This window comes from Qipengyuania sp. JC766, from assembly GCF_040717445.1.
Lineage (GTDB): Bacteria > Pseudomonadota > Alphaproteobacteria > Sphingomonadales > Sphingomonadaceae > JC766.
In genome coordinates, this window is sequence record NZ_JBFEFL010000001.1 from 847,511 (window position 1) to 868,065 (window position 20,555).

General features: G+C 64.1%; 23 protein-coding genes, 2 tRNA genes and 1 other RNA gene. 13 read left to right on the top strand and 13 right to left on the bottom strand.

Annotation, left to right across the window (positions count from 1 at the left end; translation table 11 throughout):
* Positions 1–54: 54 nt before the first annotated feature.
* Positions 55–414, top strand: coding sequence for an elongation factor P (locus tag AB1K63_RS04190; protein ID WP_366958695.1), 360 nt, complete (start codon positions 55–57; stop codon positions 412–414).
* On the opposite strand, the gene AB1K63_RS04195 is transcribed toward AB1K63_RS04190, so the two are convergent.
* The 3 genes from AB1K63_RS04195 to thiE are packed head-to-tail and all read right to left on the bottom strand — an operon-like array spanning position 404 to position 2,989.
* Positions 404–1,066, bottom strand: a complete 663-nt coding sequence (locus AB1K63_RS04195) for a M23 family metallopeptidase (protein WP_366958697.1) — start codon at positions 1,064–1,066, stop codon at positions 404–406. The two genes, AB1K63_RS04190 and AB1K63_RS04195, sit on opposite strands and share 11 nt — an antisense overlap.
* An 18-nt stretch (positions 1,067–1,084) precedes the next feature.
* Complete coding sequence (locus AB1K63_RS04200) at positions 1,085–2,302, bottom strand: L,D-transpeptidase family protein (RefSeq protein WP_366958698.1); 1,218 nt, start codon at positions 2,300–2,302, stop codon at positions 1,085–1,087.
* A 48-nt stretch (positions 2,303–2,350) separates the two neighbouring features.
* Positions 2,351–2,989 carry a thiamine phosphate synthase gene (gene thiE / locus AB1K63_RS04205; protein ID WP_366958699.1) on the bottom strand — a complete coding sequence of 213 codons (639 nt, stop codon included), beginning with the start codon at positions 2,987–2,989 and terminating at the stop codon, positions 2,351–2,353.
* Between the two features lie 85 nt (positions 2,990–3,074).
* On the opposite strand from thiE, the gene AB1K63_RS04210 reads away from it, so the two are divergent.
* Positions 3,075–3,470: a hypothetical protein gene (locus AB1K63_RS04210; RefSeq protein WP_366958700.1), complete on the top strand. Its 396-nt coding sequence runs from the start codon at positions 3,075–3,077 to the stop codon at positions 3,468–3,470.
* Positions 3,471–3,491: 21 nt separating this feature from the next.
* On the opposite strand, the gene AB1K63_RS04215 is transcribed toward AB1K63_RS04210, so the two are convergent.
* On the bottom strand, positions 3,492–4,382 hold the full coding sequence (locus tag AB1K63_RS04215; RefSeq protein ID WP_366958701.1) for a fructose bisphosphate aldolase: 891 nt from the start codon (positions 4,380–4,382) through the stop codon (positions 3,492–3,494).
* Between the two features lie 127 nt (positions 4,383–4,509).
* Between AB1K63_RS04215 and AB1K63_RS04220 the strand changes: the two genes are divergently transcribed.
* Positions 4,510–5,265, top strand: coding sequence for a flavodoxin family protein (locus AB1K63_RS04220; protein ID WP_366958702.1), 756 nt, complete (start codon positions 4,510–4,512; stop codon positions 5,263–5,265).
* Positions 5,266–5,271: 6 nt separating this feature from the next.
* Here AB1K63_RS04220 and AB1K63_RS04225 read toward each other — a convergent pair whose 3' ends face one another.
* From AB1K63_RS04225 to tkt, 4 genes are read right to left on the bottom strand one after another with little or no spacing between them, the layout of a single operon-like run.
* Entirely contained in the window at positions 5,272–5,742 is a 471-nt protein-coding gene (locus AB1K63_RS04225) for a PaaI family thioesterase (RefSeq protein WP_366958703.1), read from the bottom strand.
* Positions 5,739–6,938, bottom strand: a complete 1,200-nt coding sequence (locus tag AB1K63_RS04230; RefSeq protein ID WP_366958704.1) for a phosphoglycerate kinase — start codon at positions 6,936–6,938, stop codon at positions 5,739–5,741. The genes AB1K63_RS04225 and AB1K63_RS04230 overlap by 4 nt, the downstream gene beginning before the upstream one ends.
* A gap of 11 nt (positions 6,939–6,949) precedes the next feature.
* Positions 6,950–7,957, bottom strand: coding sequence for a type I glyceraldehyde-3-phosphate dehydrogenase (gene gap / locus AB1K63_RS04235; RefSeq protein WP_366958705.1), 1,008 nt, complete (start codon positions 7,955–7,957; stop codon positions 6,950–6,952).
* Between the two features lie 15 nt (positions 7,958–7,972).
* The gene (gene tkt / locus AB1K63_RS04240) at positions 7,973–9,961 is read right to left on the bottom strand and encodes a transketolase (RefSeq protein ID WP_366958706.1); all 1,989 of its coding nucleotides are present in this window, start codon (positions 9,959–9,961) and stop codon (positions 7,973–7,975) included.
* Between the two features lie 194 nt (positions 9,962–10,155).
* Between tkt and AB1K63_RS04245 the strand changes: the two genes are divergently transcribed.
* The 5 genes from AB1K63_RS04245 to AB1K63_RS04265 all read left to right on the top strand — a co-directional run bounded on the left by AB1K63_RS04245 (position 10,156) and on the right by AB1K63_RS04265 (position 11,856).
* Complete coding sequence (locus AB1K63_RS04245) at positions 10,156–10,365, top strand: hypothetical protein (RefSeq protein ID WP_366958707.1); 210 nt, start codon at positions 10,156–10,158, stop codon at positions 10,363–10,365.
* Positions 10,362–10,850: a cell division protein ZapA gene (locus AB1K63_RS04250; protein WP_366958708.1), complete on the top strand. Its 489-nt coding sequence runs from the start codon at positions 10,362–10,364 to the stop codon at positions 10,848–10,850. Before AB1K63_RS04245 ends, AB1K63_RS04250 begins: the two co-directional genes overlap by 4 nt.
* Before the next feature lie 10 nt (positions 10,851–10,860).
* Positions 10,861–11,032: non-coding RNA, 6S RNA (gene ssrS, locus AB1K63_RS04255), on the top strand.
* 21 nt (positions 11,033–11,053) lie between these two features.
* On the top strand, positions 11,054–11,626 hold the full coding sequence (locus AB1K63_RS04260) for a 5-formyltetrahydrofolate cyclo-ligase (protein ID WP_366958709.1): 573 nt from the start codon (positions 11,054–11,056) through the stop codon (positions 11,624–11,626).
* On the top strand, positions 11,626–11,856 hold the full coding sequence (locus AB1K63_RS04265) for a DUF2842 domain-containing protein (RefSeq protein WP_366958710.1): 231 nt from the start codon (positions 11,626–11,628) through the stop codon (positions 11,854–11,856). The genes AB1K63_RS04260 and AB1K63_RS04265 overlap by 1 nt, the downstream gene beginning before the upstream one ends.
* A 38-nt stretch (positions 11,857–11,894) precedes the next feature.
* Here the strand turns inward: AB1K63_RS04265 and AB1K63_RS04270 are convergent.
* Positions 11,895–11,971 (bottom strand) — tRNA-Asp (locus AB1K63_RS04270).
* Between the two features lie 185 nt (positions 11,972–12,156).
* Here AB1K63_RS04270 and AB1K63_RS04275 point away from each other — a divergent pair.
* Positions 12,157–12,600 carry a hypothetical protein gene (locus tag AB1K63_RS04275; RefSeq protein WP_366958711.1) on the top strand — a complete coding sequence of 148 codons (444 nt, stop codon included), beginning with the start codon at positions 12,157–12,159 and terminating at the stop codon, positions 12,598–12,600.
* 1 nt (position 12,601) lies between these two features.
* Here the strand turns inward: AB1K63_RS04275 and AB1K63_RS04280 are convergent, their stop codons facing one another.
* From AB1K63_RS04280 to thyA, 4 genes are all read right to left on the bottom strand, one after another.
* A complete protein-coding gene (locus tag AB1K63_RS04280; RefSeq protein WP_366958712.1) occupies positions 12,602–13,924 on the bottom strand; it encodes a dihydrolipoamide acetyltransferase family protein in 1,323 nt (440 codons plus the stop codon).
* A 4-nt stretch (positions 13,925–13,928) separates the two neighbouring features.
* Positions 13,929–14,990: an alpha-ketoacid dehydrogenase subunit beta gene (locus tag AB1K63_RS04285; protein WP_366958713.1), complete on the bottom strand. Its 1,062-nt coding sequence runs from the start codon at positions 14,988–14,990 to the stop codon at positions 13,929–13,931.
* Positions 14,987–16,276: a 3-methyl-2-oxobutanoate dehydrogenase (2-methylpropanoyl-transferring) subunit alpha gene (locus AB1K63_RS04290; RefSeq protein ID WP_366958714.1), complete on the bottom strand. Its 1,290-nt coding sequence runs from the start codon at positions 16,274–16,276 to the stop codon at positions 14,987–14,989. The genes AB1K63_RS04285 and AB1K63_RS04290 overlap by 4 nt, the downstream gene beginning before the upstream one ends.
* A gap of 74 nt (positions 16,277–16,350) precedes the next feature.
* The gene (thyA, locus tag AB1K63_RS04295) at positions 16,351–17,283 is read right to left on the bottom strand and encodes a thymidylate synthase (RefSeq protein ID WP_366958715.1); all 933 of its coding nucleotides are present in this window, start codon (positions 17,281–17,283) and stop codon (positions 16,351–16,353) included.
* Positions 17,284–17,395: 112 nt separating this feature from the next.
* Here thyA and AB1K63_RS04300 point away from each other — a divergent pair.
* The 4 genes from AB1K63_RS04300 (at position 17,396) to AB1K63_RS04315 (ending at position 20,490) form a co-directional block, all read left to right on the top strand.
* Positions 17,396–17,472 (top strand) — tRNA-Pro (locus AB1K63_RS04300).
* Positions 17,473–17,751: 279 nt separating this feature from the next.
* On the top strand, positions 17,752–18,738 hold the full coding sequence (locus tag AB1K63_RS04305; protein WP_366958716.1) for a hypothetical protein: 987 nt from the start codon (positions 17,752–17,754) through the stop codon (positions 18,736–18,738).
* Between the two features lie 22 nt (positions 18,739–18,760).
* Positions 18,761–19,216 (top strand): hypothetical protein, encoded by a 456-nt coding sequence (locus AB1K63_RS04310; protein ID WP_366958718.1) that lies wholly within the window; start codon positions 18,761–18,763, stop codon positions 19,214–19,216.
* 149 nt (positions 19,217–19,365) lie between these two features.
* Positions 19,366–20,490, top strand: coding sequence for a hypothetical protein (locus AB1K63_RS04315; protein WP_366958719.1), 1,125 nt, complete (start codon positions 19,366–19,368; stop codon positions 20,488–20,490).
* The last annotated feature ends 65 nt before the right edge of the window (positions 20,491–20,555 follow it).

Sequence of the window (20,555 nt, forward strand, 5' to 3'; positions counted from 1 at the left end):
GTCCCCGCAAGGCGGGAGGTGGTATTGCAAAGCATACGAGAAACGGGGCTTACGATGAACAACCAGATCAAGACAATCGGCGCGGCGATCGCGCTGGCGGGACTGGGGATCGCCCCCGGCGCCGGAGCGCAGGGCAAGCTCAGCACCTTGCCGCAGGGTACCTATACCTGTTCCATGCCGGGTAACGCGGCCAGCGCAGCCTGGCGCGAAATTCCGGGGCGTACCTTCACCATCGCCAATTCCTCGACCTACAGCACGGCCGACGGCGCAGGGACCTACCTGCTGTCCGGCTCCACGGTACGCTTCACCCGCGGGCCGATGAAGGGGATGCAGTTCAAACTGACAGGCACCAGCACACTCGTGCTGCTCGAGGACGACGGGTCGGCATCCAAGGTCCGCTGCGTCAGGGGTTAGGCGCCGTCTCGCCTGTCAAAAGCGGATAGGGGTTCACTACCCTTCCCTCGTCATACCAGTCGGCTTGCGGGCTTACGCGCTTGATCGCGAAATGAAGATGCGGCGCCTCTGGCGCGGCGTTGCCGGTGGATCCGACCGTGCCCAGACGCTCGCCCTCGGCCACGCGGTCCCCTTCCGCAAGGCCGGGCGCATAGGACTGCAAGTGCGCGTAGTAGTGGATCGTCCGGCGGTCGGGGGATCGCACGTAGATCGTGCGACCGCCATCATCCGACAGGAAGATCTGTTCCACGGTGCCGGGGGCTGCCGCCACGACCGGCGTGCCGGCCTCTGCCATGATGTCGATCGCCTGGTGCGTGCGATGCCCGTCACCCCGCGCGTCCTCGAAGCTGTCGGACAGGCTGTCACGCGCGACCCCCGCTACCGGCACGAGGAGTAATCCGCCTGCCGGTCGCGCAGGCCCATCCACGCTTGCGGATGCAGAGATTTCTTCCGCAGCAGGCGAAGCGGATGACGCGACGGGCGCTTCCGGCGCCGCATCTTCCGCCCCCTCGCTCGAACTGAGGTCCAGCAAGCCGCCGGTCGCAAGGAACCACGCCGCCGACGTGACCCCTGCGGTCAGCACGATCGTCAGCAGGCGGTCTGCGGTACCCATCGGTTTCCTGCCGCTCCGTCAGGCTTCGAAAACGACTTCGGTTTCGCTGTCGACCATCTGGCTGAGCCGCGCCGCGTCCCAGTTGGTGAGCCGGACGCAACCGCTGCTCTGAGCGCGCCCGATCGTTTCGGGGTCCGGCGTGCCGTGAATGCCGTAATGTTCCTTCGACAAATCGATCCAGACCACCCCGACCGGGCTGTTGGGACCCGGCGGCAGGGTATAGACCTCGCCGCTACCCTTCCCCAGCACTTCGGGGTCGTACTGGTAGTCCGGATTATATGCTTCGCCCACGATGTCCCAGTTGCCGATGGGCAGCGGAAACTGGCTCGACCCCGAGCTGACCGAGAACAGGGCGACCAGCTTCTCGCCCGAATAGGCCTTCAGCGTCTTGCCGGCCTTGCTGACGACGATGCGATCGACCTGCGGCTGCTCCGTCCCCACGCCAAGGCTGGCCAGCGTCCGCTGCCAGTCGCGGTCCTGGAGAGCGCCTGGCTCGATCCGGTCCGCGCCGATATTGGGAACCCTGATCTGCTGGCCTGCGCGAAAGATCGAACTGGATGCGCCGCTCGTGTCGGTGCCCGTCGAACTGGGCGAAGGAGACGGACTTGCCGCTGCCGATGCAGCGCCTGCCATTCCGGCAGGCTTTCCACCCGGATTGAGCGCCTGCAGGACCTCGATCGTCGTGTGGAAACGCTCCGCCACTTTCTCGTCCAGCGAGGTGTAGCCGAGACTGTCCAGCTCGGCCTGCGCCTCGGCGCTTTCCGGCATGTCGGTGTAGTCCACCCGGCCCCAGCTTTCCGGTATCGTCACCACACGCGTTGCCGGGATGCGATCCCACTGGGCCAGCGCCTGCCGCGTGGCATCGTCGAGTTCGCCCGAGGTTTTGAGCTCGTTGGCTTCCTGAAAGCCCATGAGTGCGTTCTTCGTGCTCATGCCCATCTTCCCGTCGATCACGCCCGGGCCGAAACCCTGCCGGTCCAGCACGACCTGCGCCTGCATCACGGGCCTGTCTTCGGGGTCGGCAATCGTATCACGGCGGTCCGCGGCGCTCGCATCGTCGCTGGATGCCATCGAGTCGGCCAGATTGTCGTCGCTATAAGTGTCGTATCCGTAATCTTCCCCCTGTTCGGCCGGGGCCTGCGCCTGGGTCGACTGGTCTTCCTGATCGGCATCGGTGCCGTTGAAACCGCAGGCGGCCAGCGCGAAGATCGAGCTGAGAACGAGAATTCGGCGCATTGAGGAAACTCCGGAAACGGGGCTTCAGCGCCCCTTCCGGCATTCAACTCACCGGCGGCGAAGAATATCCGCAAAAGCGGCGACGACTTCCGCCTCGTCGCCGTTCCAGACCGAACCCGAAACGGCGAGGAAGTCCGCCCCTGCCTTTACCAGCGGCGTAGCGTTCTGCGGCGTGATGCCTCCGATCGCCACGCAGGGTATCTCGAAGATTTCCGACCACCATTCCAGCATCTCCGGTTCGGGCCGGTGTTCCGATTCCTTGGTGGTACTAGGAAAGAATGCACCGAAGGCCACGTAATCGGCCCCTGCCTCTCCCGCTTCCATGGCAAGGTGGCGCGATGCATGGCAGGTCACCCCGATCTGCGCTTCCCGGCCGAGCTCTTCGCGCGCTTCCCGCGGATCGCCGTCCCGCTGTCCGAGGTGGACGCCGTCCGCGCCGAGCCGCTTGGCAAGCGCGACACTGTCGTTGACGATGAATGCGACCTCGCGCTCGCGGCAGATGGCGAGCAGCGGTTCGGCGAGCCGCGCAGCCTCGTGCTGGTCGATATCCTTCACCCTGAACTGGAAGGCGGCGACCGGATTGTCCGCCCCCAGCGCAACGAGCGCATTCGCCAGGCGAGCGGCGAAGCCTTCGTCGATGGTCGGGGGCGAAATGAGATAGAGCTGGCAGGGCGGGTTTTCTTGCATGGCGGCGCTCTATCGCCAGACGTCGCCCGCGCCAAGCGGGCCGCATTCAGCATCGCGAAAGCGGGCGGAGCGCCAGACTTCGCCGATGAAGAACACGATCCTCGCCTTGGCCGCTTTCTCGCTCGTCTCTGGATGCGCCGTCATCCCCGACGCTCCGAATGTCGATGGCAATGTCGCACCGGCGGGCTACCGGGTCTCGCTCGACCGGCCCGTCGCCGTGGGAGACGTAGTCGTCACGCCGAAGCGTGTGGTGGAAGACAGCCGCTGCGCCCAGAATGCGCGTTGCGTATGGGCCGGCCGGGTGATCGTGGAGACCCGTATCGACGGTGCGGGATGGCGGGATACGGCGAACATCGCGCTGGGCGAAACCTTCGCCACCCACGGACACGTAATCCGCCTGGCGTCCGTTTCTCCGGAAAAGACGGCCGGAGAGGAAACCGCCCCCGGCCGGTACTATTTCACCTACGAGGACGCGCGCTAGCCAGCTAGGGCTGGCGCGCGGTCAGGCAACGCTTGCCGCGTAGATTTCGTCGATGGCGCTCTCCAGCGCATCGTCGAACCGCGCGTCGTCCATATCCTTGCGCAGTTCTTCCAGCAGGGCACGGCTGAAGCTCGCGATCATGCCCTCGTTCTTCGCGAGCTCGGCGACCGCTTCCCCGCGCGAATAGCCACCGGACAGGGCGACGACGCGCAGCACCTTGGGATGCTGCGTCAGAGGGCGGTACAGGTTCGGCTCGCTCGGAATGGTCAGCTTCCACATGACCTGCTGCCCTTCGGGAACCCGTTCCAGCTGGTCGAGCGCTTCCGACAGGACCAGCGCCTCGGCTTGCGCCCGGCTCTCGCTCTTCAGGCTGACTTCCGGCTCGAGGATCGGCACGAGACCGTTGGAAAGGATTTGCAGGCCGAAATCCATCTGCTGCGAGATATTTGCCGCGATGCCCGTGCGGTCGGCCTCGTGAATGACCGATCGCATCTTCGTGCCGAAAACGCCCAGTTCGCGCGCGCGTGCGCAGATGGCATCCAGTTCGGGCATCGGCTTCATCAGCTGCACGCCGTTGTCCGTATCGTGCATCCCCTTGTCGACCTTCAGGAACGGGACGATACCCTTTCCTCGCAGGCGTTCGGGGATCGGCATTCCGTCCGCGTTGCAACCTTCCATGGTCTTTTCGAACAGGATCGCGCCGACGACCTTGTCCCCGGTGAAGCTGGGGCTCTCCACGATCCGGCAGCGCATTTCATGGATCCTGGCGAACATCTCCTCGTCGCCCTCCCATTCGCTGTCCGCGACGCCGTATCCCTGCAAGGCCTTGGGCGTCGAACCGCCCGACTGGTCCAGCGCTGCGATGAAACCGCGTCCGTCGGCCAGCTTGGCCCTCATTGCCTCGAAATCCATGGGTAATCCTTGTTGCGTGCATTCGTATGCGCGTAGCGCTTAGTCAGGCTGCCCCGGCGGGGCAACAGCGCGTGGTAACCTTTCCCGCACCGGGACGTTCGGAAAGCGTACGCGAAGGGAGACACACATGCTGAACGACCAACAAAAGACAATCTGCGAAGATGCGGGAATCGACTTTTCGGACCTGAAGGCGGTCCTGTTCAACGCGACTCTCAAGCACCCCTCGCAGCCTTCGCACACCGATACCCTGCTCGATGTCGTCGCCGAAATTTTCGAGATGCAGGGCGTCGGCGTGAAGCGGCACCGATTGACCGAATACGAGATCGCGCCGGGGGTCTATCCCGACATGACCGAGCATGGGTGGGACAAGGACGACTGGCCCAGATTGTCGCCCGACGTGTTCGATGCGGATATCCTGGTGCTCGGCACACCGATCTGGCTGGGGGAAAAGAGCTCCGTCGCCACCACGCTGATCGAAAAGCTTTACGCCCATTCGGGCGAGACCAACGACAAGGGCCAGTACGCCTTTTACGGCAAGGTCGGCGGGTGCGTGGTCACGGGCAACGAGGACGGGATCAAGCATGTCGGCATGGGCGTGCTCTACTCCCTCCAGCATGTCGGGTTCACCATCCCGCCGCAGGCCGATTGCGGCTGGGTCGGCGAGGCGGGCCCGGGACCTTCCTATGGCGACGACTGCGACGACGGCAGCCGCGCCGGATTCGACAACCAGTTCACCCAGCGCAACACGACCTTCATGGCGTTCAACCTGCTCCACGCCGCGCGGATGCTGAAGGATGCAGGAGGGTATCCCGCGGTCGGCAATGTGAGGTCGGACTGGGACGACGGGTGCAAGCCGGGATGGCCCAATCCCGAGCATCGCTGATACGGCTCAACCGCGCGGCGATACCTTGCGGATGATGCCGGTAAAGCTCAGCACCGGTTTGCCGTTCGCCGTGACAATACCGCGCGCGTAGATCGTCTTCCCACCTGCTCTGGTGACTTCGCCGCGCGCTTCGATCAGGTCCCCTGTCCGTGCCGCGTCCAGGAAATCGCTGGTCATGCTCATGGTCACGCCATGCGAGCCGGCCAAGGCTTCGCGCGCGATGGTGAAGATCGCGCTGTCGGCGAAGGTCATCAGGCAGCCGCCATGCATGAAGCCGGCACCGTTCATATGGCGCGGTTCCGCGCGGAACGCGACGACCGGCCGCCTGTCATCGTCGATGCGTTCGTAGAAGGGTCCGGCGCGCTGTTCGAACGCGTCGGACTGCCACATCTGCCATCCGGCGAACTCGCCGCTGTCCACATCGACGAGACCGCCGCCCGGCCCGACTTGTTCGCCGACGGCTTCGTTCTCGCTCACGATCGCAACGCCGCCACACCCGGCAGTTCGCGACCTTCCATCCATTCTAGGAAAGCGCCGCCGGCCGTTGAAACGAAAGTGAAATCGTCCTTCACACCGGCGTGGGCGAGCGCGGCCACGGTGTCGCCGCCACCGGCCACGGATGTCAGCGACCCGTCCTGCGTCAGGGCCGCCGCGGTCCGCGCGAGGGCGACGGTCGCCTCGTCGAAGGGCGAGGTTTCGAAGGCCCCGAGCGGACCGTTCCACACGAGGGTGCGGCACGTCTTGAGGACGTCGGCCAGCGCTTCCACCGCTTGCGGTCCGATGTCGAGGATCATCTCGTCTTCGGCGACCTCGTGGACGTTGCAGACCCGCCGGGAAGGCGGATCGGGTGCGAATTCCTTGGCGACGACCACGTCGTAGGGGAGATGGACCGTGCAGCCGGCATGGTCGGCCTTGTCCATGATGGCGTTCGCCGTGTCGGTCAGGTCGTGCTCGCACAGGCTCTTGCCCACGTCGACGCCGCGCGCCGCGAGGAAGGTATTGGCCATCCCGCCGCCGATGATGAGATGCCGTACCTGGCCGACGAGGTGCTGCAGCACATCGAGCTTGGTGGATACCTTGGCCCCGCCGACGACTGCCGCGACCGGGGGTTCCGGATTGCCCAGCGCCGCGTCCAGCGCCTTCAGTTCCGCTTCCATCGCTCGACCGGCATAGGCCGGCAGGCGATGGGCCAGGCCTTCGGTACTGGCATGGGCGCGGTGCGAGACGGAGAACGCATCGTTCACGTAGAAGTCGCCGTGCGCGGCGATGGCGTCCGCGAATGCGGGATCGTTCGCTTCCTCGCCCGGCCAGAAACGGACATTGTCGAGCAACCCGATGTCCCCGTTACGCAGGATTCCGATCGCCTGTTCGACCACCGGCCCGGACACTTCGGGCACGAACATGATCTCGGAGCCGAAGACCTCCTCGACATCGCCCTGCACGAAGCTGGTGCTCATCGTCGAGTGACGCTGGCCATTCGGCCGACCGAAATGGGCGACGAGGAGGACCTTGGCGCCCTTCTCGCACAATTCCATGACGGTCGGCTTCGCGGCCTCGGCCCGTGTCACGTCTGTCGCCGAGCCGTCCTGCATGGGCAGGTTGAGGTCGACCCTGACGAGAGCGACCTTGCCCGCGACGTCGCCCAGATCGTCCAGTGTCTTGAAGGAGGTCATCGCGCTGTTCCTCAGATGAGGCCGGCCATCACCCCGGCGGTGTCGATCATACGATTGGAGAAGCCCCATTCGTTGTCGTACCAGCTGACCACGCGGGCGAGCTTGCCTTCCATGACGCTGGTTTCCAGGCTGTCGATCGTGGAGCTGGCCGGCTGGTGGTTGAAATCGCTGCTGACGAGCGGCTGGTCGGTGTAGTCGAGCACGCCTTTCAGCGCACCCTCGCTGGCGGATTTCAGCGCCCCGTTCAGCTCCTCGACGCTGGTGTCGCGCTGCGGCGTGAAGACCAGATCGACCAGGCTGACATTGGCCGTCGGCACACGGACCGAGCTGCCGTCCAGCTTCCCGTTGAGATCCGGCAGGACGAGCCCGACAGCCCGGGCGGCGCCCGTGGTGGTCGGGATCATGTTCTGCGCACCGCCCCGCGCCCGGCGCATGTCGGAATGCATCTGGTCGAGCATACGCTGGTCGTTGGTATAGCTGTGGATCGTGGTCATGAAGCCACGCTCGATCCCCACGGTCTCGTGCAGGACCTTGGCCATCGGCGCGAGGCAGTTGGTGGTGCAGCTCGCGTTGGAAACGATGACATCATCTTTCGTCAGCGTCTCGTGATTGACGCCGTAAACGATCGTCGCCGAGACGTTCTTCGCCGGCGCGGAGATCAGGACGCGCTTCGCGCCAGCCTTCAGATGCGGTTCGGCGGCCTCGTGGCTCTGGAAGAAGCCGGTGCATTCGAGGACGATGTCGATGCCCTGCTCGCCATGCGGAAGGTTGCCCGGATCGCGTTCGCTCGTGACCTGGATGGTCTTGCCGTTGACGGTAATGGTGTTCTCGCCGGTTTCTACCGTGCCGGGGAATCGGCCATGCGTACTGTCGTACTGGAACAGCAGGGCATTCGACTTGGTGTCGGCGAGGTCGTTGATGCTGACCAGTTCGAGATCGTGGTCATCACGCTCCAGAATTGCGCGCGCGACGAGGCGCCCGATACGTCCGAATCCGTTGATTGCAACCTTCGTCGCCATGTGAAGAACCTCCGATTACGATTTGATCTTGTTCATGATTTTGGGGACGATCGCGTCCACCGTGAAGCCGAATTTCTCGAATAGGTCGGGTGCCGGTGCAGACGCGCCGAAGCGATCCAAGCCGATGGTGAGACCGTTCGCCATCGTGTAGCGCTCCCAGCCCAGCGTCGCGCCCGCCTCGATCGAAACGCGCAGGATTTCGTCCGGCCCGACATTCGGCAGCAGGTCCGCCTTGTAAGCCTCGTCCTGCTGCTCGAAGAGCTCCATCGACGGCATCGAGATCACGTCTGCGCCTACGCCCTTCGCCTCGAGGTCCTTCGCGACATCGAGCGCCAGCGAAACCTCCGAGCCTGTCGCGATCAGGATAACCTTGCGCGCGCCCTCAGCCGACTTGAGGCGATAGGCGCCCTTCGCGGACAACATGTCCCCATCGTGGCGCAGTTGCGGCAGGTTCTGACGCGTAAGGCAAAGCACCGAAGGCGTATCGGCATCGCGGAGCGCCAGCTGCCAGCATTCCGCCGTTTCGACGATGTCCGCCGGACGGAACACGTTGAGGTTCGGAATCAATCGCAGGCTCATGACCTGTTCGATCGGCTGGTGGGTCGGGCCATCCTCGCCAAGGCCGATGCTGTCATGGGTCATGACATAGATGACACGGGTCTGCTGCAAGGCCGACAGGCGGATGGCATTGCGGCAATAATCGCTGAAAATCAGGAACGTACCGCCGTATGGTATCACGCCGCCGTGCAAGGCCATGCCGTTCATGGCCGCCGCCATGCCGAATTCGCGAATGCCCCAGTAAAGGTAGCGTCCCGAATAATCGTGGGCCGTGAAAGGTCCGATATCGCCGGCCTTGGTGTTGTTGGATCCGGTCAGGTCCGCGCTTCCGCCGATGGTCTCGGGAACCACCGGGTTTATGACGCCGAGCGCCAGTTCGGACGCCTTGCGCGTCGCGACCTTCTGGTCGCCCGAAAGCCAGTTCGCAAATTCGGTCTCGGCGGCCGCCATGTCGGGCAGGTCGCCGGCCATGCGACGGCGGAATTCGTCCGCGCGATCATGTCCCGAGAGGCGCTCTTCGTAGTCCCGTCGGGCTGATTTTCCGGCCTCGCCGGTCGCGCGCCAGGCGTTCAGGATGTCCTGCGGGATGTCGAAGGGCTCATGGTTCCAGCCCAGCGCCTGGCGGGCTGCCGCGATCTCGTCGTCGCCCAGCGGTGCGCCGTGGGTGGCGGACGTGCCCTGCTTGTTCGGAGCACCCTTCCCGATGACGGTGCGGCATACCACCAGGGACGGTTTCCCGGTCTCGTCCCGCGCTTCCTGCAGGGCCCGGTCGATATCGGCGAAATCGTGCCCGTCGCATTCTGTCACGTGCCATCCGGTGGCGCGATAGCGTGCCGGAATGTCCTCGCTCGTCGAAAGGTCGGTCGATCCGTCGATCGTGATCGCGTTGCTGTCGAACAGGACGTTGAGGCGCCCCAGCCTGTGATGCCCGGCAAGGCCGATCGCTTCGTGGTTCACGCCTTCCATCAGGCAGCCATCGCCCGCGATCACCCAGGTCCGATGATCCACCAGATCGTCACCGTAGACCGCGTTCAGATGCCGTTCCGCCATCGCCATGCCGACGGCCATCGCCAGCCCTTGGCCGAGCGGCCCCGTCGTGCATTCGACGCCGTCCAGCAGGAAATTCTCGGGATGGCCGGCACACGGGCTGCCAAGCTGGCGGAAATTGCGGATATCGTCCATCGTCGGACGCTCGTAGCCTGACAGGTGCAGGAGCGCGTAGATCAGCATCGAGCCGTGGCCCGCGCTCAGGACGAAGCGGTCACGGTCGGCCCAGTCCGGTGCCGAGGGATCGAACTTCAGATATTTGGACCAGAGCACCGTGGCGACGTCGGCCATGCCCATCGGCATGCCGGGATGGCCCGAATTCGCAGCCTGGACCGCGTCCATACTCAGGGCCCGGATCGCATTGGCCATGGGCTGAAGGCGCGCGGTGTCGAGTGTCATCTGGCGTGGTGCTCCTGCGGATCGCGCCGCTTCGCGCGGCGCACGATTCGTGCCGGCGCGAGCCTTCGCGGACGGGCGCACTCAGGTCAACCTACCCTGCCGCGCGGGCCCTGCTTCCATCCGTATGAGAGGGTTTATCAACAGGCATCGCCAACCCTTTGCGCAGGCGTAAAACTTGCGATAAATGATGCCGGATGGAAACGGGGCAGGACGAACACAGGGTCGAACTGGCGGTCCGCCGGATCGAGGAAGCGCTCGCCCGGATTTCCGCCGCAGCCGAGAAGACGCCTGCGGCAGTGCCCGCATCCATATCGGCGTTTGTCGAAAAGCATGAGAGCCTGCGCGAGACCGTGGCCACGAACCTGCGTGCCCTCGACGAACTGATCGCGGAGCTCGAACCGTGAGCGAGGTGCGCCTCAATATCGGCGGTCGGCCCTACACGATCGCATGCGGACCGGGCGAGGAAGAACACGTCGCGGGCCTTGGGGCCCTCCTGCAAGAGAAGTTGGACCAGTTGGGCGGTGCGCTGTCCGTCCAGGAATCGCAGAACCTGCTGTTCGCGGCCCTCTATGTTGCTGACGAGTTGGTAGAGTCGCGCACGAAGCTGGAAGCGGCCGAAAAGGCGCGCGAAAAAGCCGCGGCCGGCGAGGAAGAAGCCCGTTCGGAAGCGCAGGAAGCGAATACCAGGCTGGTCGATCTTCAGAAGCGGCTCGAGGAAGCCGAATCGGAGGCCGCAAAACTGGCGGGAGAAGCCCAAGAACTGCGGGCAAACCCCGCTCCGGCGATCTCCGCCGACCACCACGATGAGCTGGGCCTGGCGCTGGAGCGTTTTGCAGGTTTGCTCGAAGATTGCGCCGACAAGCTTGAGGGCAAGGCGCAGACTTCCTAGATTGGCATTGGCGGGACTGCCCGGCACGAGCCGTTTGTGAACATCCCTGAGGCTATAAGCAATCCAAGGGAGCTGTCCCTGTCCTGGAACACGGGTTCGTCCCGGGAACCGGGATATACGGCGCCCACCTGACGTTTAGGCGTCAGAGGATTTCCCGGAAAACGACCCATGGTGGTTCCGCCACTTCCTGATGCGAGAGGCACGTGAAAGACAAGACCGAGCTTCGTGATATGCTGCGCGCCCGGCGCCGCGAGCATGTGGCCGCCCTGCCCGAAAGCACGCGCGCCCTTATCCTCCACCGCCCGCCCGCCCCGCTGCTCGACCTGATACCGGCAGGGGCAGTCATCGGGACGTACCACGCCACCGCCAACGAAGCGCCGGCCGGTGGCTACACCCGGTTCTTCAGCGAAGCGGGTCATACCGTTGCACTCCCGTATTTCGAGACGGCAGACGCGGTCATGGACTTCCGCATTCATTCCGATCCTTTCGGGGAAACCGATCTGGAAGCAGCCCCGTTCGGAGCGCTGCAACCCGGGCCGCAAGCCGAAGCCGTTGTTCCCGATGTGCTGATCGCACCGCTGATCGGTTTCACGGCAGCCGGGGAGCGGCTCGGACAGGGCGGCGGACATTACGACCGCTGGCTGGCCGATCATCCCGGGACCCGCGCGATAGGCCTCGCCTGGGATTGCCAGCTGGTCGACGAACTGCCCACGGAGGCGCACGATATGCCCATGACCGCGATCGTCACCCCTACCCGCCTCTACGGGCCGTTCTGATGCGCACGGAGCCCACATGGCGCATTCCGGTCGGCATCGGCGGGTTGCTGGTCGGTCTGATCGTCTACGGCGTCCTGATCGCCCGGTACGTCCCTGAACTGATCGGGGGATGGCACGTGGCGCTGCAGACCGTGGTCTATCTCGTGCTGGGTCTTGCGTGGCTGCTGCCGCTCGGCAGGTTCCTCGCGTGGATGGAAACCGGGAACTGGAGCGAGCGCTCGCGGGACTGAACGTCCGCGGCTCCAACCTTCCAGCGATGTGCCAAAAATGGCGCGAGTGACGGGACTCGAACCCGCGACCTCCGGCGTGACAGGCCGGCGCTCTAACCAACTGAGCTACACCCGCACAGCGCTATGTTTGCGCGGGAGCGGTGCCGTTAGGCGAGGCTCGCAAACGTGTCAACGGCCTGGGGCCGGGAAAAGTGCATGTGGGATGGTAAGGTCGCAATTAACCATATCTTGGTGTGTTTGCGTCACTCGCGGTGCCGGCCGTCCAGCAAGGACGGTCGATCGTATCGGGGGCATCGTTTCATGCGCAAGACGCTTGTTCTGGGCTGCGTCGCCAGCCTTTTCGCGACAGGGGTTGCCGCGCAATCGGCAATCGAGATCCAGCGGGCGGTCTACCTGCAAAAGAAGACCCAGCAGGCAGGTAGGATCGTGCATTCGCTCGAACCGGCCGAACGCCTAAGGCGCGGCGACAGCGTGGTGCTGATGCTCGAATGGAGCGCGCCCGGTCGCAGCAGGAGCTTTGCCGTAAGCAGCCGTGTTCCGCGAGATCTCGCCTTCCAGCGATCGAACGGCCGGCAGGCGGAAGTCTCGGTCGACAACGGACGCAACTGGGGCCGTCTCGGCGTGCTCCGCACGGGAGCGCGCAAGGCTGCGCCCGAAGACGTGACTCACGTCCGGTGGATGGTCAGCGACGCGGAAGCCGCCTTCGGAAGCGGCATGATGACCTACAGCGCGATCGTGCGCTGATTTAGTCCGCCAGCAGCAGAACGGGCGACTCGATCAGTTTCTTGAGCGCCTGCACGAAGCTGGCCGCATCCCATCCGTCCACGACGCGGTGATCGCAGCTGATCGAGATATTCATCAGCTTGCGCTTCTCGAGCCGCTCTCCGCCCATCCCGTCGGGAACGAACATCGGCCGCTCGACGATCTTGTTGGGTCCGATGATGGCGACTTCGGGCCGGTTGATGACGGGCGTCGTCGCAATGCCGCCCAGCGGGCCGAGCGAGGTGACCGTCAGCGTACCGCCGCTCAGTTCCTCGCTCTTCGCGGTCCCGTTGCGAGCAGCGTCGGCCAGGCGCCAGATTTCGCTCGCCAGTTGCCAGACATTGCGGCTCTGCGCGTCGCGGATGACCGGCACCATCAGGCCCGCATCGGTCTGCGCCGCCATGCCCATATGGACAGCCCCGTGGCGCGTCACCACGCCCGCCTCGTCGTCGTAGCGGGCGTTGATCATGGGGAATTCCGGCAGCGTTTTGCAGATCGCGGTGATCAACAGCGGCAGAATCGTGAGTTTCGGCTTGTCCCCGCGATTGGCGTTCAGTTGCGCGCGCATCGCTTCGAGTTCGGTGACATCGACTTCCTCCACGTAGGAAAAATGCGGGATGTTCCGCTTCGATGCAGCCATGTTCTCGGCAATGCGGCGGCGCATCCCGATGACCTTGCGCTCTTCATCCTCGCGTCGCGGGGCGGCGCCGGTAAATCCGGAATTGTAAGACAGGAACTGGTCGAGATCGCCGTGTCGGACGCGATTGCCTTCTGCAGGCTTCACTTCCGACAGATCGAGGCCGAGTTCCTTCGCCCTTTTGCGCACTGCAGGTGAAGCGAGGACCTTGGCCACATCGGCCTTTTCCCGGGCCGGGGGCGTGGGCTGCGACGGAGCGGGTTCCGGATCGGCCGCCATGGCATCGTCCGCATCCGACGCATCCGGGTTCTCGACTTCGATCCGCTCTTCCACATCTCCGGATTTCGGGGCGGGCGCCGGCGTTTCGGCGGGTGGATCGTCCTTGGCAGGAGCCGCGTTTTCCTCGGCAACGTCTTCGGGAACTTCCCCTTCGACTTCGATCACGAGAAGCATCGCACCGACCGAAATGACGTCTCCCGGCTCGCCGGCAATTTCGAGGACCTTGCCGTCGACGGGACTCTCGATGTCGATCGTCGCCTTGTCGGTCATCACGTCGACCAGATGCTGGTCCTCGGCAACAGTGTCGCCGACCTTGATGTGCCAGTCGACGATTTCCGCCTCGGCCACGCCCTCGCCCACGTCGGGCATGTTGAAGGTGAATTTCGCCATCGGGTCAGTCCTTCAGAATCTTGTCGATCGCCTCGCCGATGCGGACGGGGCCGGGGAAATAGGCCCATTCGAGGCTATGGGGATACGGGGTGTCGAAGCCGGTGACACGCTCCACCGGGGCTTCGAGATGATAGAAACAGCGTTCCGTCACGAGAGCCGACAGCTCGGCGCCGAAACCGGCAGTACGGGTGGCTTCGTGGACGATCAGGCAGCGTCCAGTGCGCTCGACCGATTGCTCGATCGCTTCGATGTCGAGCGGGACCAGCGTTCGCAGGTCGAGGATATGGGCTTCCACGCCCTTCTGGCGGCAGACTTCCTCGACCACGTGCACCATAGTGCCGTAGGCAAGGACGGTCAGCTGCTCGCCTTCGGTGACCGTGCGCGCCTTGCCGAGCGGTATCCGGTAGTATTCTTCCGGCACCACGCTGTCGCGATGCTTCTTCCAGGGCTGGACGGGCTTGTCGTAATACCCGTCGAAAGGCCCGTTATAGATCCGCTTCGGCTCGAAGAAGATGACCGGATCGTTGTCCTCGATCGCCGCGATAAGGAGGCCTTTCGCGTCGTACGGCGTCGAAGGGATCACCGTCTTCAGACCGGAGACGTGCGCAAAGATGGCTTCCGGGCTCTGGCTGTGGGTCTGGCCGCCGAAGATACCGCCCCCGAAGGGCGAGCGCACCGTTAGCGGCGCGATATATTCTGCCGCCGAGCGATAGCGCAGCCGCGCCGCTTCGCTGATCAGCTGGTCGAGGCCGGGATAGATGTAGTCGGCGAACTGTATTTCTGGCACCGGACGCAGGCCGTAGGCACCCATGCCGACGGCCACGCCGATAATCCCGCATTCGGAGATCGGCGTATCGAACACGCGCGTCTTGCCGTGCTTTTCCTGCAGGCCCGCGGTGCAGCGGAACACGCCGCCGAAATAGCCAACATCCTCCCCCATGATGATGACGTCCGGATCGCGCGTCAGCATCGTGTCGAGCGCGTCGTTGATAGCCTCGATCATGTTGAGGCGGCGTTCGCTCCCCTGCTCCGTGGCGGGGGCTTCCTGTGTGGTGCTGTCGCTCATTCGAAGGGGGGCTTCTCGGGAAATTTGATCTTGCGTTCGTGGGTCGCCTGCGCGGCCTGTTCCTGCAGGTGCCAGGGCAGATCCTCGAACACGTCCTCGAACATGGTGCGGAACGGGTGGTGGAGGCCATGGCCGAGGATGCCGTTCTTCTCGGCTTCCTTGGTGGTCGCCTTGACCTTCTCCATGCAATCCTTGTCGAGCTGTTCCTGCCGCTCCTCGTCCCACTCCCCGAGCGCTATGAGATGCTTCTTCAGGCGCATCACCGGATCGCCCAGCGGCCATTCCTCGCGCTCGGTCGCGCTGCGATAGCCGGACGGATCGTCGGAGGTCGAATGGCCCTCCGCGCGATAGGTGAAATACTCGATGAGCGTCGGGCCGGCGTTGGCGCGTGCCCGGTCGGCAGCCCACTTCTGGGTGGCATAGACGGCGAGCGGATCGTTCCCGTCCACCCGCATGCCGGCAAGGCCGTATCCGAGGGCACGCGCCGCGAAAGTCGTGCGCTCCGCCCCGGCAAACCCGCTGAAGCTGCTGATCGCCCACTGGTTGTTGATGACGTTGAGAATGACCGGCGCGTTGTAAACGGTCGCGAAAGTGCAGGCGGAGTGGAAATCACCTTCCGCCGTACTGCCTTCGCCCACCCAGGTCGCGGCGATCCGGCTGTCGCCCTTGATGGCGCTCGCCATCGCCCATCCCACCGCTTGCGGCGTCTGGGTGGCGAGATTGCCGCTGATCGAGAAGAAACTGTGCTCCCGGCTCGAATACATGATCGGCAGCTGCCGGCCCTTCAGCTTGTCGCCCTTGTTCGAGTAGATCTGGTTGATCATCTCGATCAGGGGATAGCCGCGCGCGATCAGCACACCCTGCTGGCGATAGCTGGGAAACACCATGTCGTCGCTGGCAAGTGCCATCGCGGCGGCGACGCTGGTCGCCTCCTCCCCGGTGCACTTCATGTAGAAGCTGGTCTTGCCCTGCCGCTGCCCGCGGAACATCCGCTCGTCGAAAGCCCGCACGAGGGCAAAATGCCCGAGCATTTCGCGCAGAGTTTCCGGATCCAGCTTGGGATCCCACGGTCCGTGCGGCATGTCGTCATCGCCAAGGACCCGGATCAGGTCGTGACACAGGATCGCCGTCTCGTTCGCATGGCATGCCTCGTCGGGACGCGCTTGCTCTCCGGGCTGGGTAATCCTGAGGTGGGAAAAGTCGACCGCATCACCCGGCCTGAACTTCGGTTCGGGCACGTGCAGCGACAGCGCCGGTTTGTTGTGGCCTTGTGGCCCCTCGGCCATGTCTCGTCTCCCAACGCGGAAATTTCTTATGGGCGTTATTTTATTTCAAGCGCGCCTACCGGTCAACAGGCGCGTCAGACAGCGACCGGAGCCTTTATCGGCGCGTGCGGCGTGTAGCCGCTCACTTCGAAATCCTCCATCCGGTAATCGAAGATGGATGGCGGCTTCCTCATAATGGCAAGCGTCGGGCGCCCGACCGGTTCCCGGCCCAGCTGCTCTTCGATCAGCTCGGCGTGGTTGAGATAGAGATGCGTGTCTCCCCCCATCCACACGAGCTCGCCCGGTTCCAGGTCCGTTTGCTGCGCCATCATTCGCGTCAAGAGGGCAGCCGACCAGAGATTGAACGGCAGTCCCAGCGCAACGTCGCAACTGCGCTGGTACAGCGCGCAGTTCAGTTTTCCGTCGCCGACATGGAACTGGTAGCTCTTATGACACGGCGGCAGTGCCATCGCGCCCAGTTGCGCCACGTTCCAGCCCTCGATGATGTGGCGGCGACTGCCGGGATTGGTGCGCAGGCTCTCGACCACCTCGGCGACCTGGTTGATCCCCTCGCCCGGCTCGTAAAGCCCGTCCTTGCGATAGCGGTAGGTCGGCCAGTCCACCCATTGCTTGCCGTAAACCGGCCCCAGATCGCCCCATCGATCCGCGAACGCTTCATCCTCCGCGATCCGTGCGACAAAATCTTCGAGCGAGATCGGGTCCCCGCTTTCACGGACGTAGCGCGCGTGCGGCCACTCGTTCCAGATCTTCACGCCCTGCAGGACGAGCGGGCGGATATTCGTGTCGCCGGTCAGGAACCACAACAGTTCGCGGGTCGCCGTCTTCCAATAGACTCGCTTGGTCGTGACCAGCGGCATTGCGCCATCCGCAAGGTCGCACCGAAGCATGGTGCCGAAAATCGACCGTGTCCCGATTCCCGTGCGGTCGACGCGCTCGTCCCCTTGCGTCCAGATACGGCGCATGAGGTCGAGATAGGCGTAGTCGAGCTGCGAGGTGGCCGATTCCATGGCGGGAAGCCTTAACCGCAAAAACGCCGCTTGCCACCCCGGACCCATGCAGCTAGAGGGCGCGCCTTGCCTCGACCCGCACAGGCCTTCGCGCCGGCGGGACCGACACGGTCGGGGAGTAGCTCAGCCTGGTAGAGCACTGTCTTCGGGAGGCAGGGGCCGGAGGTTCGAATCCTCTCTCCCCGACCAATTTTTCCATTCAGATTTTTTTACGACCGAACCTGCATCGCAGGTTCGGGAGCTCTTTGCGTACGAATCCGCGTTTTTTTACGTAGGGGCAAGGCCGAAAAGGGCGATATTTCTTAACGGAGCTTTAGCCCTGTTGCTGAACCCTATCAGCCTCGCATCCGAATGAGGCAAGGCCGCTGAAATCAGCCGTTTTGTAGTCCAGCCCAAGAGCTGCCACGCAAGTCCCCAAGCATTCGCCCTTCAACTACCTCTTAACCTTTGACGGTTACTTGAGGCGGCATGACACGTATCACGCCCGTCGCGCGGTTCGCTTTGGCCGCCTCCGCCCTGCCCTTCGTGGCGCTCGCGCAACCCGCATTCGCCGAGGGTGTGCCCGCTGGCACGTCGATCGACAACACGGCCGAAGCGACCTACACGGTCGGCGGCCAGACCGTCACGGTTCCGTCGAACACGGTTTCGATCACCGTGGACGAAATCCTCGATGTCGTCGTGACGTCGCTGGACGGCGGCAATGTCGCCCTGACGAACAACGGCGCGGTACTCACCTTCCAGGTTACGAACACCGGAAACGGTCCGGAAGCCTTTAATATCGACGTCGATCCGGCGATCGCGGGCGACGATTTTGATCCGGCGATTATCCGTATCGCTTACGACAGCGACGGCAACGGGATTTACGAAGCCGGCGTAGATGCCGAGATCGCGCTGGGCGGCGCCACGCCGGAAATCCCGGCAGACGGCTCGCTTCGCATCTTCGTCATCACCGATTTCGGTCCGAATACCCCGCAGGACGGCCAGACCGCCGACGTTCGTCTGACGGCGACCGCAGCCACGGGCAATGGCGCGCCCGGCACTGTTTTCACGGGCGACGGCGCGAACGGAACGGACGCAGTCATCGGTTCTTCTACCGCGCAGGACGACGATCTGGCCACGCTGCTTGCGCAGCTTGCCGCCGTAACCCTCTCCAAATCGGCAGTAATTTCCGATCCGTTCGGCGGTAGCCAGCCCGTACCCGGGGCTACCGTTACTTACAGCCTCGTCGCGAGCGTCGCCGGTTCGGCTTCCATCGCCGACCTGGTCGTGAACGACCCGATTCCGGCCAACACGACCTATTCGCCAAACACGCTCACCCTGGGTGGCGCGACGCTGACCGATGCCGCCGACGCCGATGCCGGCCAGGCGGGAAGCACGGGCATTTCGGTCGACCTTGGAACGGTGGCCGGCGGCGAAAGCCGGACGATCACCTTCCAGGTGACCATCGAACAGTAATTTCAGCACGAAGGATCGCACCATGTTCAACCGCTATCTCCTCGGCGCTCTCGCCTTCGCGGCCGTTTCCTCGCCTGCATTCGCGCAGGAGCGTCCCATTTCGCTCGAAACGGACGTTTTCCTCGTCCAGCAGACCGAAAACGGCGTCGACCTGGCCGAAGCGACCAGCGTCGTACCGGGCGATATCCTGCAGCTCAGCACGAAATACGCGAACAACACGGGCCAGACGGTGACGAACTTCGTCATCAAGACGCCTGTCCCCTCGAACGTACTTATCGCCGGCGAATCGCTCGCCGAGCTGGAAGTGTCGGTCGACGGCGGAACGGTCTGGGGACCTGTTTCCGCGCTCACCATCACGATGGAAGACGGCACGGAACGCCCCGCCAATGCGGGCGACGTGACCCATGTCCGCTGGATACTCGCGGAGCTGGCCCCGGATCAGACCGGATCGGTCAGCTATCGCGCAACCGTGAAATAGCACGGAAAAAGAGGGGGTTGCGGGGGCTTTCTTACCCGAAATCCCAAGGAAAAGAGGAGTTTCGGGCCGGGCGCTGACCAAACCGGGCCGGAAAAACCGCGACCTGTCAAAAGGCGGGCGCTTTCGGTCAAAATGCAACGGAGGTTAAAGTGAAGAACACTCTGCTTACCGGAAGCGCAATCGGAATGGTTGTGGCTTCCCTCGCCATTGCTGCCCCTGCGGCGGCGCAATCCACTCCGGTGGGCACGCAGGTCGGTGAGACGATCCGCAACACCGTGACCGTGAACTATACGGTCGGCGGCGTCGCGCAGGATCCGGAAACGGACGACGATATCGTGGCGCTCGACCGCAAGGTCGATCTCACGCTCGTTCGTCTGGACAATACGGCAACGCAGGTCAGCCCCGGTGCCCAGAACCAGGCGGTTTCCTTCCAGCTTACCAACCTGTCGAACGACGTCCTGGACTTCGCGCTCGACGCGGACAACGTTGCCAACGGTACCGCGTCCGAGCTTACTCCGGGCGAGAACGACAATTTCGACGTGAACGGTGGCTTCACCTATTATCTCGACAATGGCGACGGCATCTTCAACGCGGCCGACGACACGGTTATTACCTATGTCGACAACCTGGCCTCTGGAGATTCCCGGATCATCCATGTCGTGTCGAACATCCAGACCGGCCTGACGAACAACGATCGTGCAGCCATCGAACTGACGGCGACGGCGCGCGACAGCGGCCAGACCCTGACGTACAACGCGACGACGTTCGAATACGACGTAACCGCGACCGGTGCAGGTACCCTCGGTGGCGTGCTGACGCAGGCCGGCGCCAACTCGGCCGATCCGCTCGCGATCGACACGGTGTTCGCCGATACCGACGCGAACGGCCAGATCGCGCGTGACGGTGCGGCGTTCGATACGGATGACTACCTCGTCTTCACCGCCGGCATCATCGCCGCGAAGTCGAGCCGTATCGTGGCCAGCCCGATCCCGGGCGACACCTCGGGCACGAACATCCCGGGCGCGACCATCGAATACTGCATTCTGGTCACGAACGCCGCGGGCGGTGCCGATGCGCAGGCGGTCACCATCACCGACGTCCTGCCGGGCGAAGTCACCTACGAAAGCGCCTATGGCGTGCGCGTGGGCGGTGCCGATTGTGCGACGCCGGGTCCCAATACGGGCACGGAAACGGGCGGCACGGTCACAGGCACGATCGGTACGGTTCCGGCCGGCCAGTCGCGTTCCGTGATCTTCCGCGCGCTCATCGACTGATAAGAACGGTGGAGGGGCGCGTGCAAGCGCGCCCCTCGCCTACCGCCACTCCGGTGGCAGCAGGA

Coding starts and splice junctions, on each gene's coding strand:
- AB1K63_RS04190 (WP_366958695.1), top strand. CDS start 55: ATGAACAACCAGATCAAGACAATCGGCGCGGCGATCGCGCTGGCGGGA.
- AB1K63_RS04195 (WP_366958697.1), bottom strand. CDS start 1,066: ATGGGTACCGCAGACCGCCTGCTGACGATCGTGCTGACCGCAGGGGTC.
- AB1K63_RS04200 (WP_366958698.1), bottom strand. CDS start 2,302: ATGCGCCGAATTCTCGTTCTCAGCTCGATCTTCGCGCTGGCCGCCTGC.
- thiE (WP_366958699.1), bottom strand. CDS start 2,989: ATGCAAGAAAACCCGCCCTGCCAGCTCTATCTCATTTCGCCCCCGACC.
- AB1K63_RS04210 (WP_366958700.1), top strand. CDS start 3,075: ATGAAGAACACGATCCTCGCCTTGGCCGCTTTCTCGCTCGTCTCTGGA.
- AB1K63_RS04215 (WP_366958701.1), bottom strand. CDS start 4,382: ATGGATTTCGAGGCAATGAGGGCCAAGCTGGCCGACGGACGCGGTTTC.
- AB1K63_RS04220 (WP_366958702.1), top strand. CDS start 4,510: ATGCTGAACGACCAACAAAAGACAATCTGCGAAGATGCGGGAATCGAC.
- AB1K63_RS04230 (WP_366958704.1), bottom strand. CDS start 6,938: ATGACCTCCTTCAAGACACTGGACGATCTGGGCGACGTCGCGGGCAAG.
- gap (WP_366958705.1), bottom strand. CDS start 7,957: ATGGCGACGAAGGTTGCAATCAACGGATTCGGACGTATCGGGCGCCTC.
- tkt (WP_366958706.1), bottom strand. CDS start 9,961: ATGACACTCGACACCGCGCGCCTTCAGCCCATGGCCAATGCGATCCGG.
- AB1K63_RS04245 (WP_366958707.1), top strand. CDS start 10,156: ATGGAAACGGGGCAGGACGAACACAGGGTCGAACTGGCGGTCCGCCGG.
- AB1K63_RS04265 (WP_366958710.1), top strand. CDS start 11,626: ATGCGCACGGAGCCCACATGGCGCATTCCGGTCGGCATCGGCGGGTTG.
- AB1K63_RS04275 (WP_366958711.1), top strand. CDS start 12,157: ATGCGCAAGACGCTTGTTCTGGGCTGCGTCGCCAGCCTTTTCGCGACA.
- AB1K63_RS04280 (WP_366958712.1), bottom strand. CDS start 13,924: ATGGCGAAATTCACCTTCAACATGCCCGACGTGGGCGAGGGCGTGGCC.
- AB1K63_RS04285 (WP_366958713.1), bottom strand. CDS start 14,990: ATGAGCGACAGCACCACACAGGAAGCCCCCGCCACGGAGCAGGGGAGC.
- AB1K63_RS04290 (WP_366958714.1), bottom strand. CDS start 16,276: ATGGCCGAGGGGCCACAAGGCCACAACAAACCGGCGCTGTCGCTGCAC.
- thyA (WP_366958715.1), bottom strand. CDS start 17,283: ATGGAATCGGCCACCTCGCAGCTCGACTACGCCTATCTCGACCTCATG.
- AB1K63_RS04305 (WP_366958716.1), top strand. CDS start 17,752: ATGACACGTATCACGCCCGTCGCGCGGTTCGCTTTGGCCGCCTCCGCC.
- AB1K63_RS04310 (WP_366958718.1), top strand. CDS start 18,761: ATGTTCAACCGCTATCTCCTCGGCGCTCTCGCCTTCGCGGCCGTTTCC.